18 protein-coding genes are annotated in these 18,128 nt (G+C 53.3%); 6 read left to right on the top strand and 12 right to left on the bottom strand.

The features are described 5' to 3' along the window. The first annotated feature begins 25 nt into the window (after positions 1-25). A complete protein-coding gene (locus RHK62_RS07960; protein ID WP_310453550.1) occupies positions 26-322 on the top strand; it encodes a hypothetical protein in 297 nt (98 codons plus the stop codon). Here RHK62_RS07960 and RHK62_RS07955 read toward each other — a convergent pair. Both RHK62_RS07955 and RHK62_RS07950 read right to left on the bottom strand, forming a co-directional pair. Beyond that, positions 319-747, bottom strand: coding sequence for a hypothetical protein (locus RHK62_RS07955; RefSeq protein WP_310453549.1), 429 nt, complete (start codon positions 745-747; stop codon positions 319-321). The two genes, RHK62_RS07960 and RHK62_RS07955, sit on opposite strands and share 4 nt — an antisense overlap. Positions 748-780: 33 nt before the next feature. After that, the gene (locus tag RHK62_RS07950) at positions 781-1,113 is read right to left on the bottom strand and encodes a DUF760 domain-containing protein (protein WP_206199507.1); all 333 of its coding nucleotides are present in this window, start codon (positions 1,111-1,113) and stop codon (positions 781-783) included. A 157-nt stretch (positions 1,114-1,270) separates the two neighbouring features. Between RHK62_RS07950 and ebsA the strand changes: the two genes are divergently transcribed. Further along, positions 1,271-1,645 (top strand): type IV pilus biogenesis protein EbsA, encoded by a 375-nt coding sequence (gene ebsA, locus RHK62_RS07945; RefSeq protein WP_206199506.1) that lies wholly within the window; start codon positions 1,271-1,273, stop codon positions 1,643-1,645. Positions 1,646-1,690: 45 nt separating this feature from the next. Next, a complete protein-coding gene (locus RHK62_RS07940) occupies positions 1,691-2,758 on the top strand; it encodes a phosphotransacetylase family protein (protein WP_310453548.1) in 1,068 nt (355 codons plus the stop codon). Here RHK62_RS07940 and RHK62_RS07935 read toward each other — a convergent pair. From RHK62_RS07935 to corA, 3 genes are all read right to left on the bottom strand, one after another. Beyond that, positions 2,755-3,822: an esterase-like activity of phytase family protein gene (locus RHK62_RS07935; RefSeq protein WP_206199504.1), complete on the bottom strand. Its 1,068-nt coding sequence runs from the start codon at positions 3,820-3,822 to the stop codon at positions 2,755-2,757. The two genes, RHK62_RS07940 and RHK62_RS07935, sit on opposite strands and share 4 nt — an antisense overlap. 9 nt (positions 3,823-3,831) lie before the next feature. Continuing rightward, complete coding sequence (locus RHK62_RS07930; RefSeq protein WP_302676396.1) at positions 3,832-4,734, bottom strand: Tic22 family protein; 903 nt, start codon at positions 4,732-4,734, stop codon at positions 3,832-3,834. A gap of 220 nt (positions 4,735-4,954) precedes the next feature. Beyond that, the gene (gene corA, locus RHK62_RS07925) at positions 4,955-6,145 is read right to left on the bottom strand and encodes a magnesium/cobalt transporter CorA (protein WP_206199502.1); all 1,191 of its coding nucleotides are present in this window, start codon (positions 6,143-6,145) and stop codon (positions 4,955-4,957) included. Positions 6,146-6,301: 156 nt separating this feature from the next. Here corA and RHK62_RS07920 point away from each other — a divergent pair, with 156 nt between their 5' ends. Continuing rightward, on the top strand, positions 6,302-7,180 hold the full coding sequence (locus RHK62_RS07920; protein WP_286668923.1) for a 4-hydroxybenzoate solanesyltransferase: 879 nt from the start codon (positions 6,302-6,304) through the stop codon (positions 7,178-7,180). Here RHK62_RS07920 and RHK62_RS07915 read toward each other — a convergent pair. From RHK62_RS07915 to RHK62_RS07900, 4 genes are all read right to left on the bottom strand, one after another. Then, complete coding sequence (locus RHK62_RS07915; protein WP_310438337.1) at positions 7,170-7,904, bottom strand: 2-phosphosulfolactate phosphatase family protein; 735 nt, start codon at positions 7,902-7,904, stop codon at positions 7,170-7,172. The genes RHK62_RS07920 and RHK62_RS07915 overlap by 11 nt on opposite strands. A 19-nt stretch (positions 7,905-7,923) precedes the next feature. After that, positions 7,924-8,610, bottom strand: coding sequence for a photosystem II repair protein Psb32 (gene psb32 / locus RHK62_RS07910; protein ID WP_302677865.1), 687 nt, complete (start codon positions 8,608-8,610; stop codon positions 7,924-7,926). A 101-nt stretch (positions 8,611-8,711) separates the two neighbouring features. After that, on the bottom strand, positions 8,712-9,119 hold the full coding sequence (locus tag RHK62_RS07905) for a CHAT domain-containing protein (protein ID WP_225901705.1): 408 nt from the start codon (positions 9,117-9,119) through the stop codon (positions 8,712-8,714). A 608-nt stretch (positions 9,120-9,727) separates the two neighbouring features. Continuing rightward, a complete protein-coding gene (locus RHK62_RS07900) occupies positions 9,728-11,800 on the bottom strand; it encodes a glycosyltransferase (RefSeq protein WP_310453547.1) in 2,073 nt (690 codons plus the stop codon). Positions 11,801-11,949: 149 nt separating this feature from the next. On the opposite strand from RHK62_RS07900, the gene RHK62_RS07895 reads away from it, so the two are divergent. Further along, a complete protein-coding gene (locus RHK62_RS07895) occupies positions 11,950-12,648 on the top strand; it encodes a DUF1997 domain-containing protein (RefSeq protein ID WP_310438341.1) in 699 nt (232 codons plus the stop codon). Here the strand turns inward: RHK62_RS07895 and RHK62_RS07890 are convergent. Beyond that, a complete protein-coding gene (locus RHK62_RS07890) occupies positions 12,593-13,219 on the bottom strand; it encodes a bifunctional 4-hydroxy-2-oxoglutarate aldolase/2-dehydro-3-deoxy-phosphogluconate aldolase (protein WP_310453546.1) in 627 nt (208 codons plus the stop codon). The two genes, RHK62_RS07895 and RHK62_RS07890, sit on opposite strands and share 56 nt — an antisense overlap. Before the next feature lie 103 nt (positions 13,220-13,322). Here RHK62_RS07890 and smpB point away from each other — a divergent pair, with 103 nt between their 5' ends. Further along, complete coding sequence (gene smpB / locus RHK62_RS07885) at positions 13,323-13,781, top strand: SsrA-binding protein SmpB (protein WP_206199497.1); 459 nt, start codon at positions 13,323-13,325, stop codon at positions 13,779-13,781. A 2-nt stretch (positions 13,782-13,783) separates the two neighbouring features. On the opposite strand, the gene RHK62_RS07880 is transcribed toward smpB, so the two are convergent. Then, positions 13,784-14,410 carry a DUF3747 domain-containing protein gene (locus RHK62_RS07880; RefSeq protein ID WP_310453545.1) on the bottom strand — a complete coding sequence of 209 codons (627 nt, stop codon included), beginning with the start codon at positions 14,408-14,410 and terminating at the stop codon, positions 13,784-13,786. 121 nt (positions 14,411-14,531) lie between these two features. After that, positions 14,532-18,038, bottom strand: coding sequence for a chromosome segregation protein SMC (gene smc, locus RHK62_RS07875; protein WP_310453591.1), 3,507 nt, complete (start codon positions 18,036-18,038; stop codon positions 14,532-14,534). Positions 18,039-18,128 lie beyond the last annotated feature (90 nt).

Genomic DNA, 18,128 nt, shown 5'->3' with positions numbered 1-18,128 from the left:
TTAGAGTCATTCACAGTGAGCAATAATGGGCTACCGTAATCGCGCGATCGCCATTCTCTTAGCCTTGGCCGGCATCTTTCTCCCCGGACTCCATAAGTTTTATTTGCGCCAACCCCTGTGGGGTGGTGTTTACCTCATGCTGGGGCTACTCTTTTCGACGGTGCCCAACGGTTCTCTGGGTAGCATTGCTCGCATTGCCTGTGTGATTGAGGCCGTGTGGTATTTGTTTCAGGGGGCCGATGCCTTTGATGCCACCTTCAATCCTGAGATTAGTGCCGTCGTTCCGAAGCTCCCCGCGTCTCGTCTTGAGGAGGCGAATTAATACCGCCAGTAGCGACGACCTTGCCAAAAAATCCCCACGGCTGTGCCAATCAGGAACACCTCTGTGAGTGGAAAAAATAGGGGTCGCAGTCCCAAGGTGCCGCTAAAAAAGCTCAAGAACACACTGGCCATTAGGACACACAGAAATAACGCCCAGAGGGTGCCGCTATAGATCGGCGCTGGGTTAAACCACACCTCCAAAGAGATCACTGCCACCATTCCAAGGCCAATGCTCAGACCAAGGCGGACTAACAGACCCAAAGGAGGCTGAAGTAGGATGATCAACGCCTCGCCGACAGATGCGACGGCACCGGCAATATAGTAAAGCCCCGTATCAAACAGCGCTGCAAGCAGGGCAACAAGAAGACCTGTGGGCACCAGCGATGGCCAAGGCAGTGCCTTAAACTGTTGCCAAGGATCGGACACAAGCAAGACTCACAATAAGTATGTGGGTAGAACCTAGGGCATAGGTAAATCGCCGAGGCTCATTTCCAGTTCCATGCGCTGTTCTATCTGGCGCAGAAAATACCCCGTCATCATGGCTGAGGCCAATAATCCCGCAAGATTGTCGCGATCGGTGGCAATTTGGACATTAAAATCCTCGGAGGGAAGGCCGCCCACGAGACCTTGGACATTCTGGCTGATAATTTGGCGAATTTCTGGACTGACGGAACGGGCAATACGGGTCAAAACTTCTGGCGATTGGCTTTGCAGGTACTTCAGGAGCAGATTGGGCTGCCCATCATCCGTAGAAGACTGGTAGAAATTAGCGTTTCCGGGATCAAAAACCATAGGCAGTGCTCGTTAGTTATGTTAACTATATGTTACCAAACCAAAATGATGTTACCAAACCAAAATGCGCTACTAGAGCGAAGACTCCCGTGCTACCTGCTCTACCTGTAGAATAGACCTCAGCACTCGGTGAGACTGAATACACAAGGATTCTTGCATGACCGCCCTCGATCAGCTTCAGCCTGCCAACCCCCGGGAAGTCAATATCTTTGCCCCCTATATGCGTGCTGAGAAACGTCCGCTGCTGCCCTTGGGCATCGCCCTCTACCGTTTGGGGAAGTTGGAGGGACAACGGGGGATTGAAGGCGGTAACAATGTTGATTTTATTGCCACATGGACAATCGCCAATTTGCCGGCGGATTTATCCCGTTGTACGGTGACCTTTGATAATTCGCCTGATCTCCAGTACGAAATGTCCATCACCACGTTTGAACTGGTGGATCATCTCATTGATGTAATTATTAACTATAAAAAACATCGTATTGCCGATTTTTCAAAAGCGTTTTATCGTAAGCTGTTACGGCTTGACTAAGGATAGCGTGTTCAGGGTTGGGGTTGTGGGAGGAGTAACTAAACGGTGGCGAAGCATTTATTAATTGGTTCCATTGTGCCCTATAGCGGTAAGTCGGCAACGGTTTTAGGCTTGGCCAAGCTCTGTCGCGATCGCCATCTGCGCATTGCCTATGGTAAGCCCTTGGGCACCTACCAACCCGCTACCGAGAGTGAAGACACTGAAGCCGATGTCAGTTTTTTACAGCAAACCCTTAACCTAGAGAATGTGCGGCCGACATTGCTCACGCTGACGCCAGAAGTGATCAAGGCACGGCTGATGGGCACAGATCAGCAGGATTATCGCCAAGCCCTAGCAGCCTATCACACTATCAACAGTGAAGACTTGGTGCTTCTCGAAGGGCCAGCCACATTAGCCGAGGGGCGGCTGTTTGATTTGGGGTTAGCTCAGATGGCAGCGGTGTTGGATGCACCCATTTTACTGGTGGTGCGCTACGAGTCCCCCTTGGTGGTGGAATCGCTCCTCCTCGCCAAGTCGGAATTGGGCGATCGCCTATTGGGGGTGATCATCAACGATATTCCCCAACCTGAAGCCCAACCCTTGCCTGCCATTCGCCAATATCTCGAGGCACACCAAATTCCAGTTTTTGGTATGTTGCCCCGCAGTCAGTTGCTGCGCAGTGTCAGTGTCAAGGAATTGGTACGCCAGTTAAATGCCGAAGTTTTGTGCCGTCCGGATCGCTTGGATTTGCTGGTAGAAGAACTCACCATTGGGGCAATGAACGTCAGTGCTGCCTTGAAGTATTTCCGTAAAGCGAACAATATGGCGGTGATTACCGGGGGCGATCGCACCGATATTCAATGGGCGGCCTTGGAGACCTCCACCCACTGTCTGATCCTCACGGGGCATTTGCCGCCTTCCCCTGCGATTCTTGCCCGTGCCGAAGAGTTGGAAATTCCCATTCTCTCGGTGGACTTAGACACCCTAACAGCCGTGGAAATTGTGGATCGTGCCTTTGGTCAGGTGCGCCTCCATGAAATCGCTAAAGTCAAATGCGTCGAACAAATGATGCAGGAGCATGTGGAGGGCGATCGCCTGTTAGCACAACTGGGACTCTTGACCGTTGAGGCCTAGCGCTGGAAGGTTAAGGCAAAAATCAGGACTTGGGTCGGTGTCTTGCCATCAAAGTTGTTGTCGCCAATGATGTAGAGCGATCGCGCCCCATCGGCCAAGGGGGGACCCAAGCTCATCCCCTCCAAATTGGTCAAGGGAATCCCCAGCGTCTTGAAATCCAAAATCAGCCGTTTCTGCACAGGGCGGAGAGTGCGCAGATCAACCGGTAACGTGGCCATGCCAAGGGTATCTGTCGCCCCCGCTAGGGATACTTCAAAGAGCTTGATGCCATGCCCTGCTCCCGGACTATAGGTGCGCTCCAAGCTCAGAAAATGGCCACCATTGTCAAGGGCAAGTAGCTCCACGAGGCCATTAAACACGGCCTCTGAGGGTTCCAAGGGATAGAGATGCTCCGCCACCAACACAGGGGCAACATCCCCCCGCAGGTAATGGAGCAGGCGGCAGTAAATGGGGATATTGGGGCGGACATCTTGGGCAAGGGCCGATTCAACGCCGACAAACAGGCGATCGCCCGCCGGCGAAAGCGTCAGTGCCTCAAAACCAAGATTATTGCGAATGCCCTGCTGACCATTGGGGAGATAGTACTTGGGCATAGGGAGAGCTGCAATGGTTCGTCCATTCGCGCGCTCAAACTCTTTGATCCAAGGGGGGCTAGCCGTGGCCGTTACCCCTTCACTGCTAATTACAAGGTGCCCCTCAGGCGTCAGCGCAATCCCCTCAGTGTCGGCAGTGTTGGGCGGATACACCTCACCATTAGGCTGCTGGAGAAAGGTTACGTCCTTGGGGGTAATGGTTTCGGGAGTGATTTCGAGGGTGTAAAACCGAGGTTGCTGGCGATCGTCACTAATGGCATAGAACTGCTGTTGACGCGGATCGTAGATCAAACCCGACAGCCCCCCCACCTCGGTATTCTGCCACTGGCTGCCAACAGCTAATTGCACTTCGCCACGAAATTCCACCCCGACATTCAGAAACAGGCGCTCCTCTGCTCGCACTTGAGGCAGGGCACATCCCCACAGGAAGCCAAGGAGCAGAATTGCCGTTAGCAGGTGTCGCCAGGGCATGGGTGTGTCTTAGCGGTTGCGGTTTGTGCCTTGACCGCCCCCCTGTTGATTTGGGCGCTGGGGAGACGCGGGTTGATTCGCTTGATTGGGTCGCTGGGCATTATTGCCACCGCTCTGTTGCACGGCAAACTGAATCGCCTCAGGGGTTTGTACCAGTTGAATTTGACCCGCCACAGGATCGTTGGTGCTCAACATGGTTGCCACCAAATTATCCAGCATGACGACGCGAATCCCGGTATCCTTGGCCAGTTCAGGACGCTGCTGGCGGGCTTGATCCACTTCCCGTTGGAGTTGGGTTTTATCAAAGTAAAAGGGAATAAACCGCTGGGTGCGGGTCTGGCCGTTTTCGCGCATTTGGGCTTCAATGGCAATGGGGTTGCCTGTTTTGCTATCTGCTAGGAAAAAGAGGGGGGTACCGCCCATGAACGGCCTACCATCCTTGGTGAGAATTTTGCCATCGCGTTCCACTAGATCGCCACTTTGTTTGAGCAGATTCACCGCTGCTTCCAGTTGTGGTCTGGAGGGGATAATGTCCACACCAATGGCAGGATTTTTTTGGCTTTCGAGGGCAATTTTCACCGCCCCACTGAGAGCGGCTGCCGAGACCCGCGCCACGCGACCCACCTCCGGTTGCTGGGTTTTAATGGTGTTCAGGGCAGTTTGGGCATCCTGCTGATTGACAAAGAAGGTAAAAACTTGAATTTTCTTGCTTTGATCTTGGGGATTGGGCATCTCAAAGGTCAGCGGTTCCCCCTTATCATTGGTGATCATAAAAATGGGCACATTGTTGAGGATGCGCAACACTTGTTCTTCGGGCAAGGCAGTGGCAATGTCATAGCGGCTGATGGCGGGTGCTAGCCATAGGCTACTCACTAACCCTGCCAAAACACCCAAGTGTGCCAATCTTTTCATACAGTCTCCTAATTCATGCTTGATTGCAGTCGGTTAACTCTCCCAATCCCATTCTTCACGTGTGGAGAGAGGGGCGATCGCCCTGTAGTACCTAACTCACACCAAAACTTATGCACGTAACAAGTGAGTATTTTTACATATGAAGTACTCCCTTTGCTTTCCCACCCTAAGCCAATTTGACGCAAGGGACAAGGGGCAAGTTTCTAAAGCCGATGGGGAACTAGCGTTCAGTATCTAGGGAGCCTATACTGGTGCTGCTTTGGAACCAGCCCTTGCGCCAGAAAAAGAAAAATAAACTGCCCGCCACGGTAAGCATGACCGCCCAGCAGGCTGGATAGCCCCAATACCACTCCAGTTCAGGCATATTCCAAGGGGAGGTATCGGGATCAAAGTTCATGCCATAGATACCGACAATAAAGGTCAGCGGTATGAAAATGGTCGAAATGATCGTCAGAATTTTCATAATTTCGTTCATTTTATTGCCAACGGAAGAAAGATACACATCCATCAAACTGGCCGCCAGTTCACGGTAGGTTTCCACCATATCTAGCACTTGAATGGCATGGTCATAGCAATCTCGTAGGTAGATGCGCACTTCCTCGGAGAGAAGGGGGCTGGGATCGCGAATCATGGCATTGATGGCATCCCGTTGTGGCCAAATGGCACGGCGCAGCGCCAGTAATTCGCGGCGCACTTGGTGGACTTCTTCGAGAATGGCGCGACTAGGACGGGTAACTACGGCATCTTCTAATTCCTCAATGCGCTCGCCGTAGTCTTCTAGAACCGGGTAAAAGCCATCAATAATGGCATCCAAAAGGGCATAGGCTAAATAATCGGGGCCATAGCGACGAATGATGCCGCGACTGGTGCGAATCCGCTGCCGAACCATGTCAAAACAATCCCGTTCGGGTTCTTCTTGTACTGTGAGCAAGAAATGCGGCCCCAAGACAAAGCTCACTTGTTCAGTATAAAAGCCGTGTTCATTTTCCTTGGGGGTGACCATGCGGGTAATCAGCACAAGGTAATCGTCATGATCCTCAACTTTGGGGCGCTGGGGGACATTGACAATATCTTCAAGGACAATGGGGTGCAGGTGAAAAACTTGGCCAAGTCGCCGCATCACGTCTTCATCGCCAATCCCTTGAACATCTATCCAACTGACGGAGGGACTGCTGAGGTAGGGGCCACATTCTTCCGGCGTTTCTAAAACGCGACGGCTGGCCTGATCCGGCTGATAGTCAATGAGAATAATTGTCGGCGGTGGCGCATCGGCCTCAATACTGAGGGTACCGGGCATGGCGCCGGGTTCATCAAAGAAGTAATCTTCGAGATAGTTATCTTCTTCCTCGGCGGGGGGTGTGGGGTCTGGCGGGGCAGCACTACGGAAAAAGTGAAAGGGTTTTCTGGCCATAAAAGGGGAAATCGACAGAGTGCAAACGGGCTAACTAGAAACCTAGGGCAAATGGGGCGGCAACGTCCCAAAATCGCCTGAAAAGTTAAGATTTTTAAGTGTAGTGGCATTCACGGTGGGAGCGGTGTGGTGAATTCTCAAGTTTCGAGAACCTCAGTGCCAACTTGGGTGGCCATTGCCCAACTGTTGCGGTGGCATAAGCCTGCGGGTCGTTTGATTCTCCTCATTCCGGCGCTGTGGTCCTTAACTTTGGCGAGTGAGGGCTTGCCGTCGTTGCAGTTGCTGCTGATTATCACGGTGGGGGCGATCGCCACCAGTGCGGCGGGCTGCATTGTCAATGACTGCTGGGACCGCAATATTGACCCCCATGTGCAGCGGACTCAAAACCGCCCCCTAGCCAGTCGCCGCCTTTCCCTCAGTGTGGCCTTGGGCTTGATGGTGATTGCCTTCCTCTGTGCTTGGGGATTGACGTTTTACCTCACTCCCTTGGGGTATTGGCTGGCGGTGGCCGCAGTGCCGGTGATTCTGCTCTATCCCTTGGCGAAGCGAGTCTTTCCCATTCCGCAACTCGTTTTGGCAGTGGCTTGGGGGTTTGCTGTCCTCATTCCTTGGGCAGCGGTACAGGGACGCTTAACCTTGACCACCGCGTGGTTGTGGGCGGCAGTGGTGATGTGGACATTGGCCTTTGATACGGTGTATGCCATGCCCGATCGCCCCGACGATCGCCGACTGGGAGTAAATTCCAGTGCCTTATTTTTCGGTGCCTATGCGCCCTTGGCGATCGCGCTGTTTTATGGGCTGACGGTGGTGTTCCTGATCATTGTTGGCTGGAGTGCGGGACTCACTTGGCGATTTTGGCTGGCCTTGGCCGTGACCACCTACTTTTGGCTGCGGCAATCTCTACAAATTTATACCCACGAACGCCGTGACACCCAAACCACAACGCTCCCCATTCAGACCTATGGTCGTTACTTCAATGAAAATGTCTGGTTGGGCTTTTTGCTCTGGGTGGGGATGTGGTGCCCTAGGCCTTAGTCAAGAGCTTGGGGGAAACCTGCCACGGCACAATGGCCAGAATATCCACTTGGGCACAATATTTGAGATCGGCTTCATTGCCAAGGTTGAGCAGGCGCTGCCCGTGGCTGGAATGGTGAAAGAGGGTCAATAGATCATCTTGGTAGTAGCGGTACAAAGCAGTGGCAGCAATAGTTTCGTCATTACCCGCAAGGGCTTCGAGGGGGGCATCCTGCTGACCCCAGAGGTAATGAATCAGCGCGCCAGCACAGACGGTATCTTCGAGGGAATAGCTACCTTCCCAGCCCGAACCAACAATCCAGATGGTTTCCGGTTGATGTTTTTGGACAAACTCGGCAACGGCAGCACGGTTGACAAGGGCGGCGGCAAGAACGAGGGGACTGGCTTGAATTCGCTCAAGGGAACGGGTGCCATTGGTGGTGCTCATAAAGAGGCGACATCCTTTTACCCGCTCTGGCAAGCATTCAGCAGGAGAGTTGCCCATGTCAAAGCCAGCAACTTTTTTCCCACCCCGTTCACCAACGCGAATCCGCTTGGCTGCCGGCCACTGCTGACTCACTTGTTCTAGCTCTGCTAGATCACTAAAGACTTGAACGGCTTCTGCGCCAGCCGCAAGAGCAGTGGCGATCGTAGTGGTTGCCCGCAGGACATCAACAGCAATGGCACAGTCGGGTTGCCAGTCGGCTGGTACACGCTCTGGTGTGTGGTAGGTATAGATTTTCATAAATGGAAGGGGAGCTTGGCTACGATGATCCTTGATACATAAAGTATGTCACCATTGGGATCACTGTAGCGGCGATTAGCAGGGCAACGACGATAATTGTGGCGGAGCGATCGTCGGTTTCCTCTTTGCTCTTGTAGGTTTTCTCGACAACCACTTCGCGTACTACGGGCGGGCCTGGATCCGGTTCGCCTTTGAGGACTTTCGCAAGACGATCGACGGTGTCAAGGACTGATTGATTGTAGTTGCCATCCCGTAGGGGCACCCGCATCGTTTCTTGGACAATACTTTCGGCAGTTTCAGGATTCAAGCGTTCGGCCACGGCCTCGCCATAGTGAATCGCTGTGCCATTGGTAACGGTATCGAGGGCAATGATCACCTGATTGGCTTGGGACTCAGGATCGGGAAACCACTGGTTAAAGAGGTCATCCACAAAGCTCTGGGGGGTTTCACCATAGTCGAGGCGGTGCAGTGTAACTACATGAACATTGATGCCCGCTGCCTCGGAGAGGTCTTGGAGCGATCGCCCGACACTGCCTTGGGTGACGGCACTAAGCACATTACCTTCATCAACGACCCCGGCCGCTGTTTCCGGCAAAGGGATATCGATCGCGCTGGTTGCCCAGACGGGGGTGACCCACAACGTACTAGCGAGTAGTGCCAGCAAAAGATAGCGAATGCCGTTTTTCCAAGCCACTTGCCAATCCATCTGTGCTTAATCCTGTATCTCTCAATGCAATTTTCTCAGATGTTGCTTGCAAAAATAAATTTTCTTCTAACAAATCTTAAAACGATGGCCAGAAAATTGCTTTACCAAGGAGCGCCCACGAGTGTAAAGCCTGCCCAAAAATAAGGTGCTTGGAATCTTGAATATCTCAGAAGGTGTAATTGAGCCTTTTGCAGAGCAGCAACTTTACTAGCAGTGTGGTGCAGATGGCTATAGAAGTGTTCCATGAGTTCTAGGGTACCCGCATCACTCACTTGCCAGAGGCTAGCGACGGCACTTTTGGCACCCGATTGAAGGGCAAGACCCGCAAAGCCTAACTCCGCGCGATCGTCTCCCAGAGCGGTTTGACAGGCACTCAAAACCAGCAGTTCGAGAGGGGGTTGCTCTAGATTAAGTTGGGGGAGGTTTTGCAGCGTGACTGTTTCACTGCCCCACAGTTGAATAAAGGACTCTTGGGCTTGACCGGGGCGAAACAAGGCATGGGTAGCCAGATGAACGATGCCATCAGATCAGCTTGCGACACTGCTGGCACAGTCAGCAACAGTGGCTCTCCCTGTAGAGAGGTAACTAAGAGCTTAATCTCGTTGGCCGTTGGTGCCAAGTGCAAAAGAGCTGTGTGCCAACCCGTACGCTTGGACATTTGCCTGAGAATGCGCTGAATGGCAGAGGGATTGAGTCGCCGACTAGTAAATTGATTTTGAAAATAAACTTCATATTCCCGTTGCCAAGTGGCCTCGCGACCTGTGAGAAATTCCCCTGCACCAGCGGGTAAGGCACTTTGAGCAATGGACTGAAGAGACAGCACCAACACCAGAGCAATACAGATTCGGAGGAGGTATCGGTGCATCTTTAGTGTTCCAAGAAAGTGTTGTCGTTCTAGCCAAGCTATATCTTAGCCAATGCACCATTCAAGTGTTTTTTTCAGAGGAGAGACAGTGACTGCCAATGCAGAATTCAACACTGGACGATAGACATTGAGCCAGCGAGTAATGGTGGACTCGTTGCGATGGAGCAACTAGGCAATTTGTGGACGGCTTTTGGATGGATAGTCCCCTCGTTTAAGACCTATAAGCTTAATGTTACAAAGAGCTAGCAAAAATCATTTTTCCTTGGCATAGCTGTAGGCTCGATGCCACGCTTTTGCCTGACTAGGGCGGGTGATCCGCATCCAGTGACGACTCAGGGGAGGCGAGATGAGAGTGTGCAGAAGCAGCCACAGGGTTTGTAATTCACTGGGGGCTTTTTGCCATTGCCAACGGTTGGGTTCACAAAAAAGTAAGGTGACCAATTGGCGGTATTGAGCCAAGGTCAGGGGGTCAAAGTAAATCTCTAGGGTCGTTGGATTGGGCATATCAACAACTTGGCCGCTGAGGTCAATGCCTGACTCCAAAAGCCGACAGGTGAGGGGTACACCCATTGCGGAGGGGGGGAGGGGTTGATGCAGATGCACGATCGCCCCCCCTTCAGAAAGGCGAATTGTCGTGCCCCACAGGGCAGTGGTTTGATCCCAAGCGAGATGGAGTTCAACGGTTTGCTGGACATTGAGCCAATCATAGGGATCGGGGCGGGGGCGTTCGATGAGGCTGTAGAGGGCAAGGGCGAGAATTACCAGATTGTAGAAGTTCCAGACCCATGCCAGTAGTAGCCCCTTGGTGTGTAATGCCTGCCAATTTAATACAGCAGCCGCCACAGAGAGAAGAAAAAGCACGAGGAGCGGTGCCGCTAGGTGCCACTGAAAATGGTAGCGATCGCGATAACTCCCCTTGGGAGTCACCCAAAAGCCGCGACCAAAGGGACGCAACAACGTGTCAATCACTGTCAATGTCAACGGCACACATTGAAGAACCGCATAAATATCAGATACCAAGGCAGAGCGACTTTGACCATTGAGCCAGCGGAATGTACTCAACAGCAGCCAGTAGTAGGGCACAAAATAGTAGAGCCACTGCCGCAGGGTGGTTTCAAGGGGGACGACACCCCAAAAGGCGGCAATCAAGGGCAACAGCAGCAACAGCAAACGCATGGGACTGTGAAACCATTGCGTGATCCCCTCTAGGTGGGCAAGGCGCTGAAGCCCAGTGAGATTGGGTACCCGCAGTGGACTTGCCACAATGAATAATCCTTGGAGGGTGCCCCGTGCCCAGCGTTGACGTTGACGAATATGCGCCGTCATTTCCTCTGCACACAAGCCCGCACTGAGACTTTCATTCAGGTAAATCAACCGATGACCTGCTGCCGCCAATTGAATTCCTGTGTAGTAGTCCTCGCTGAGGGATTCAGTAACAAAGCCGCCAATGGCCTCGAGGGCCGATCGCCGCACCAAAAAGGAACTGCCGTAGCACAGCGCTGTTTCAATGCCATCCCGCAGGACTTGATAATGACGGGAGAAGATTTCCACCTCTTGGGGTAGGTGATCCTCGAGGCCAAGGTTACGGGCAATGGGATCGGGATTGTAAAAGCTCTGGTAGGTTTGGACAAGGCCGATATCAGGGGTCTGAAAAAAGCCCACAGTGCGGGTGAGAAAATTTCGAGTGGGAACAAAGTCAGCATCAAAGACCGCAATCAGTTCACCCTTGGTCTGCGTAAGGGCATGGTTCAGGTTGCCCGCTTTGGCATGGCGATTGTCTGGACGGCTGAGGTACTCACAGCCCAGTTCACAGGCCAATTCCCGTAGGGCAGGGCGACGGGTATCGTCAAGAACATAGATACGTTTGTGGGGATAGTCGAGGGCTTGGCAGCCAACAATCGTGCGTCGCAAAATCGTCAGGGGTTCATTGTAGGTCGGAATAAAAATATCCACCCAAGGCTGATAGTGGCCACTTTTGACCGCAAGGGCAGCAGCATCGGCTTCAGGGCGACGGTTTTTAATGTGCAAGAGGAGGTAGAGTTGCAGGCCATAGCCCGCCATCATAAAACCTTCAATCGCCAGTAGGAGTAGGCTAAAGGTGGCCTCTAGGGGAGTGCGTAGATTGAGGGTAGCGAGCGATCGCCACAGCAGATAATGCAGCATCACGGCCATTAAACTGCCAACGACAATGACCCGCGCCCACTGCTGCTGCACTTTCCCCCAGCGCAAAACAATACTGCTGAGAAGCACCATCAAGCACAATGGCCAAAAAATCCACGGCTTGTCCAAGTGTTCAATGGCGAGCCAAGGAGGGACAGGGGGCATCGCTGGAGCCTCAAGCAACTGAATAGTAATGTAACGAAATGTAAACCAACCATTGGACAGGGACAATATTTCCAAGGTTCCCCGCAGTAGCGATCGATCGCCCCCAGCCGTATGTCAGGATCAAAATCACCAAATGCTGATCTAATACTATGACCGATGCCCAAGAGGGGACAAAGCTACCCCCCTTTATTTTTCACAACCAATTCCAAGGCTGGATGGAAGTCTATGCGCCCGTTCAACGCTACGAGACCTATTTGAACAATCACCAAGAATGGTTTCACCGCTGCGCCCATCCCATGAAAACAGAACCTGTGGGCAAGCATGGCTACATTCTCACCATTGGCCGCTATGGTTCCCATGGCTATGAAGTGGAACCCAAAATTGGACTGCACCTACTGCCCCAAGAGCAGGGGGTCTATCGCATTGAAACAATTCCTGTGCCCGAACAGCCGTTTTTGAACTATGAGGTGAATTTTCAAGCGGCCATGGCCTTGGTACCGATGCGAGCCACCCCTGAGACGGATAGCGACCTGTTGGCGCTGAATGTCATTGATTACACGCGGGTCAATTGGGAACTGGATTTGCGGGTGGAAATGTACTTTCCGCGGTTTATCTACCGTTTGCCCCATGGCCTGATTCAAGGGACAGGCAATCGCGTCTTGGCTCAAATTGTCCGCCAAGTGTCCTACCGCCTCACGGCAAAGGTGCAGGATGATTTCCACAAAACCATTGGCCTCGATTTGGGCAAACGCTGGCGCCGCAAACGATTCCATGCTGAGCGGGTGCGCACCCTTACCCCTGCGTCAGTGCCTGATACGCCTGACGAGCCTGGTTCACCTGCTGCTTGAGCATTGTGACATCCGTACCCAGTTGACTGCCCATAGCGATGGCGATCGCCCCTGCTTTCCAGAGGGGTACCACATCCCCCCAACCAATACCGCCACAGGGAATGAGGGGAATCTCGCCAAACAAGGGTCGCAAGGCGCGTAAATAGCTCGCCCCCCCCACCGCCATCACTGGAAAAACCTTCACTGCCGTTGCCCCCGCCCGCCACGCCTGGAGAATTTCCGTTGGCGTTAATGCCCCCAAAATCAGAGGACAATTGGCCGCCTTTGCGAGGGGCACCACCTCTAGGGCTGTATGGGGGGTCACTAAAAATTGTGCGCCAGCAGCGATCGCTCCTTTAACCATTTCTGGGTTTTGCAGGCTCGCAGCGCCAATGGTGCAGTGGGGAGCGTCTTGACGGAGTTGTTGCAAGACGCCAGCAGCATCGGGGGTTGTCCAAGTCACCTCTAGGCAGGTGAAGCCCGCTTGGATACAGACTTGAGCGTGGGCGATCGCTGCAGTAGGATGAGCAGCACGCACCACTGCAATCAAAGGCAGGCCTTGCAAAAACGCTAACTGCTGCGGCTTGGGCATAGCGTCATAACCATTGAGCAGGGGGGTGGGAGGGCAGTGATAAGATGAAAACTCCGCCTACCCCTAAACTACGGTATATTGGCAATACCCTTGTGAGTCTCAAATGGGTGATAGCGTTAAAGTCCTGAGTGAAAATCGCCAAGCGCGCTTCCAATACGAAATTCTGGAAACCTATGAATGTGGTCTCGTGTTACTTGGCACTGAGGTCAAATCCATTCGGGCTGGCAAGGTGAATTTACGGGATGGCTTTGCCCGCATCCGCAATGGTGAAGTTTGGTTGATGAATGTGCACATTTCGCCCCATGAGAGCACTAACCAATCCTACAACCATGACCCCCTGCGCGATCGCAAGCTCCTTCTCCACAAACAGGAAATTCGCAAGCTAGTGGGCAAGGTGGAACAAAAGGGGCTAACCCTTGTGCCCCTGAAGCTTTACCTAAAAAATGGGCGGGTCAAGGTTTCCCTAGGGCTAGCCCGTGGTAAGAAGCTCCACGACAAACGCCAAGACCTCAAGCAGCGCCAAGATAAACGGGAGATGGAGCGGGCAATGAAGCAGCGGTAAACCTAGCTTTGGGGAGTGGGTATGGGATCAATGTTGGTTTCCGTGCCGATGGGCGTTGCAGGGGCAGGGATACTCCCGGTTGCTGCTTCCCAAGAGTCATTGGTGAAATACACATGACCCAGCACTTGCCCCTCATAGGTGCGCCGCGTTAGCCGCCAAGTGGGTTCCAGATGAAACTTGAGAAATTGCCCTTCCTGCATACCGTGGGTGCGGCCAATGACCATACGTGGGCCACCGCGATTGCTGCTGCCAACAAGGAGTAACTCGCCATCCCCCTGTTCAATGCGCAGACCATACTGCAACCCTAAATCCTGTTGCGCCACCCGAATCGAGTAGCCATTGCTATCCGTAGCCCGCCCACAAATGCCCGTAAAGTCAAACGTCGTCAACAGTGGGTCAATCACCACGGGGTTGCTGCCCGACTCACTCCAGCAGGGACGAGTATCCTTAATTTGCTCCACCACTAAGAGGCGATAGCCACCGCGGGCAAGGGGCACAGCCATCACCACATAGCGGCTTTGATCCACTTCCGTTTGTGTAAACATATTGGCTTGGGCAGGTCGAGGGGCAATTGTTCCCAAACAGGTCACCGTCAGTAAGCTCAGGCCAAATTTTTGCCAGTATTTCATAGGGACACTCCTCAGCAGAACTCGGAGGTTTTGACAGTTAAATGGATTCTACTGTTCCTCTACGATCCACGCCGATCAACTATCGAAAATCTAGGAATTATTTTTCAGCCACCGTTAGGCATCAATGGTGAGCGGTCAAATCGAGGCCAATCACTTGGGTATGTTGACCCCGCGCTTGGGTGACGCCAATCGTACGCTGAGCCGCTTCAATCATTGGTCGCCGCAGACTGACAACAATAAACTGCGCCTCTTGGCTCTGCTGCTGAATCATTTTGGCAAGGCGCTCAACATTGGCACCATCGAGAAACATATCCACCTCATCAAAGGCATAGAAGGGGGAAGGGCGATAGCGTTGTAGGGCAAAGATAAAACTGAGGGCCGTGAGGGATTTTTCACCCCCCGACATTGAGGCCAAGCGTTGTACGGGTTTCCCCTTGGGATGTGCCACCAGATTCAGACCCCCGGCAAAGGGATCCTCAGGACTTTCCAGTTGCAGATAGCCATCGCCATCGGAGAGGGTGGCAAAAATGGTTTGGAAGTTGGCATTGACGGCATCAAAAGCTTCACGGAAGGACTGCTGACGCAGGGTGGTGAAGTTCTCAATCCGCAGTAGGATCTCCGTGCGCTCCGCTTCTAGAACGGCGAGCTTCTCCTGTAGCTCATTAAGCCGCCCTTGTGTTTCCTCAAATTCCTGAATCGCCAACATATTGACGGGTTCCATGGCACGCAGCCGTTTTTCGAGGGCTTGGCACTGCTGTTGAATGTCGCTGAGGGAGAGATTGGCGGGCACTTCCGGCCATGGCTGGGGTAAAGGGGGTGCCTCGATGGTGCTGAATTCCTGAAGTTGGGCTTGCAGCGTGGTGAGGGTGTCGCTGGCTTTTTGGTATTGCCATTCCAGTTGTTGGTAGTCCTTTTGCTGCTGTCGTAGTTGGTAGTCTTGGCGATCGCGATCGCCCTTGAGGTGGCCAAGGCGGGCGTCCAATTCCCTCAAGGCAGTTTGCGTGCTTTGAGTTTGCGTCGCTAAGTCCCCAAGCATCTGATCGAGGGCTTGCTGCTGACAAAGCGTCTCCTGTTGGGCTTGGTGCAGTCGCTGAATCTCCTGTTCTGTTTGTTTTAGGTCTCGTGCTAGTTGCTCGAGTTGACGGTGGCGATCGCCCAAGGCTTGATCCACTGCTTGCAGGGCGGCCACATGGTCGGCGTGAATTTTTTCCTGTGCCTGAATTTGTTCCTGAAGCTGCTGCCACTGCTGATGGCTGGGATTGGCTTCAAGGGCATTGAGGGCAAGGCGTTCGGCGGCGAGTTCTGCTTCGAGTTCAGGAAGACGAGCCTCTAGGTGCGCGAGTTCAGTCTCTGTTGCAGTTAACTCTTGGCTAAGGTGCTGCTGTTGGCGCGCTAAGTCTGCTTGCTGGCGGTTGAGGTGCTGCTGTTGCTGCTGAAGTTGCTCCCATTGCCGCTGGCGATCGCGATGGCTTTGGCGGGCGTCACTCAGGGCTTGGCTCAGCTCATTCACTCTCCCCTGTTTTTGCGTGCGCTCTTGAATGAGGCGATCTAACAGGCGTTCCAGTTCCCCAAGGCGATCGCGCACCTGTTGGACTTCTGCCGATTCTTGGGGGGTGGCCCCCTGACCAAAACGGAGGGTATTTGTGCGACTATAGCTACCCCCGGTCATTGCCCCTGAGGGTTCTAGCAAGTCTCCCTCTAGGGTGACCATCCGATATTGCCCTAGGTAGGGTCGCGCCGCCTCAAGGCTCTCAAAGACCAGGGTACTGCCAAACACGTAGGCAAAAATGGGGGCATATTGCGGCTCAAAGGTCACAAGATTCAAGGCATAGTCAATACAGCCTGCCAAGGAGATAAGGGGTAGGGTCTTGGGACGTGCCATCTTGTTCAGGGGCAAAAATGTCGCTCTACCAGCCCGTTCCCGCTTCAGGATGGCGATCGCTGCTGCCGCCACACTGTCATCCGCCACAACGATATTGCCTAGGCGTGCCCCGGCCGCAATTTCCAAGGCCAGTTGATAGCGGGGTTCCACTTGACCGAGCTGTGCCACCAGCCCAAACACGCCGGGGAGATCAGCACTTAAAATGAGCCGCGCCGCAAAACTCCCTTGGCTTTCCTGAACCGCCTGTTGCCGTGCTTCCAGTTGATCCAGTTCTCGCTGCTTTTGGCGCTGTTCTCGCTCAAGGCGTTGATAGGTTTCTTCTGTTAAGCTCAATTGTTGCTGAGCTGTGGCCAGTTGTTGGGCGAGGTTTTGTAGTTGCTGCTCCTCTTGTTGGACTGCTGCTGCAGCTTTTGTGAGCGCGTCTTGCAATTCCAATTGTTGAGCTTCTAAACTGGTGGCCGCTTGGTGCAATTCCCCCTGCCGTTGCCGCAATTGTTGCGATCGCTCCTGAAGGCGAGAGAGTTCACTGCGACTCGGTTCCAGTTCGTGGATCAGGGCATCAATCCGCTGCCGTCGCCGACTGTGCTCCTGAAACCAAGCTTGGGCTGCCGTATTCAACTCCTGAGCTTGCTGCCGTAGGGCGTCGAGGGTGGCTTGGCTGGTGGCAACGGCTGTCACTAAGGGGGGGCGATCGCCCTGTTGCTGTTCTAACTCTTGAGTAAGTTGCTGTTGCTGCAACCGTTGACTGTGGTACTGGGCTTGCCGTTGCTGGAGTTGTTCTGCCAACTGTGCCTGCTGCTGTTGGTAGGCTGTTTGCTGGCGTTGACACTGCCGCTGTTGGGCGTGGAGATCCGCCAACGCTGCTTGCAGGCGGAGGTACGTTTCTTCGCCGAGGGCTTTCACCTGTTGATTGAGTTGTTCTAGGGTAACGGTTGCCGCTGCCATCTCCCGTGCCTTTTGTTGCAGTTGCTCTTGGCGTTGGGCTTGTTCTTTTTGTAGCGTCTGAATCTGTGTTTGTAGTTGCACCTTTTGCGCTTCCTGGGCTTGCCATTGGCGCACCAACAGCCATTGCTCTCGCTCTTGCAGTTCTAGCCGTAGGGCTTGATATTTTTCCGCTTGCAGGCGATCCCGTTGCAGGCGATCGCGCTGTTGAATCAATTCCTGCTCAACAATGCGAAAGCGTTCTTCGCGCTCCTTGACTGTATCTAATTTTTCGCGAGCTTGGGCAATCTTGCGGTCAAAATCCGCCACCCCCGCCAATTCGTCAATAATTTCCCGCCGTGCCTTGGCATTCATAGAAATGATACTGGTGACGTCCCCCTGCAAGACCACGTTATACCCTTGGGGATAAATACAAAATGCCTGCAACTGGTCGTGCAGTTCATTCAGCGTGCAGGGTTGATCATTCACCGCGTAGGTCGAGGTATAGGTGCCCTGCTTGGTTACCCGCAGTCGCCGCGTCACGCGCCATTCCGTTTCAGCATCTAGTGCAAAGGTCACCGTGACTCGCGTTTCGACCACACTATGGCCACGCCGCGTTTGGCTATGGTTCACTAAATCTGGCAATCGTTCTGCCCGCATCCCCTTAGACCCCGCAAGGCCAAGGGCAAACAGCAACGCATCCAAGAGGTTCGACTTCCCTGAGCCATTGGGGCCTGAAATGACCGTAAACCCCGGCAGCAGCGGAATCACGGTTGTGCCGCCAAAGGACTTAAAATTCGTGAGTTCTAACTGCTTGATATACACAGCCAAGGAGCGTGCCTAACCGTTTCATTATGCCCAAAGATGCTTCCCTTGTTTGCCACGGAAAATCAAGCTAAAATCAAATAACTCATA

Origin of the sequence: Thermosynechococcus sp. HY213 (assembly GCF_031460975.1) — a bacterium.
Taxonomy (GTDB): Bacteria; Cyanobacteriota; Cyanobacteriia; order Thermosynechococcales; family Thermosynechococcaceae; genus Thermosynechococcus.
This window is presented reverse-complemented; position numbering and strand designations above follow the sequence as displayed.

What these genes read in the sequence shown, in the direction of transcription:
- RHK62_RS07960 (WP_310453550.1), top strand. Translation starts at nt 26, where the DNA reads ATGGGCTACCGTAATCGCGCGATCGCCATTCTCTTAGCCTTGGCCGGC.
- RHK62_RS07950 (WP_206199507.1), bottom strand. Translation starts at nt 1,113, where the DNA reads ATGGTTTTTGATCCCGGAAACGCTAATTTCTACCAGTCTTCTACGGAT.
- ebsA (WP_206199506.1), top strand. Translation starts at nt 1,271, where the DNA reads ATGACCGCCCTCGATCAGCTTCAGCCTGCCAACCCCCGGGAAGTCAAT.
- RHK62_RS07935 (WP_206199504.1), bottom strand. Translation starts at nt 3,822, where the DNA reads ATGCCCTGGCGACACCTGCTAACGGCAATTCTGCTCCTTGGCTTCCTG.
- RHK62_RS07930 (WP_302676396.1), bottom strand. Translation starts at nt 4,734, where the DNA reads ATGAAAAGATTGGCACACTTGGGTGTTTTGGCAGGGTTAGTGAGTAGC.
- corA (WP_206199502.1), bottom strand. Translation starts at nt 6,145, where the DNA reads ATGGCCAGAAAACCCTTTCACTTTTTCCGTAGTGCTGCCCCGCCAGAC.
- RHK62_RS07915 (WP_310438337.1), bottom strand. Translation starts at nt 7,904, where the DNA reads ATGAAAATCTATACCTACCACACACCAGAGCGTGTACCAGCCGACTGG.
- psb32 (WP_302677865.1), bottom strand. Translation starts at nt 8,610, where the DNA reads ATGGATTGGCAAGTGGCTTGGAAAAACGGCATTCGCTATCTTTTGCTG.
- RHK62_RS07900 (WP_310453547.1), bottom strand. Translation starts at nt 11,800, where the DNA reads ATGCCCCCTGTCCCTCCTTGGCTCGCCATTGAACACTTGGACAAGCCG.
- RHK62_RS07895 (WP_310438341.1), top strand. Translation starts at nt 11,950, where the DNA reads ATGACCGATGCCCAAGAGGGGACAAAGCTACCCCCCTTTATTTTTCAC.
- RHK62_RS07890 (WP_310453546.1), bottom strand. Translation starts at nt 13,219, where the DNA reads ATGCCCAAGCCGCAGCAGTTAGCGTTTTTGCAAGGCCTGCCTTTGATT.
- smpB (WP_206199497.1), top strand. Translation starts at nt 13,323, where the DNA reads ATGGGTGATAGCGTTAAAGTCCTGAGTGAAAATCGCCAAGCGCGCTTC.
- RHK62_RS07880 (WP_310453545.1), bottom strand. Translation starts at nt 14,410, where the DNA reads ATGAAATACTGGCAAAAATTTGGCCTGAGCTTACTGACGGTGACCTGT.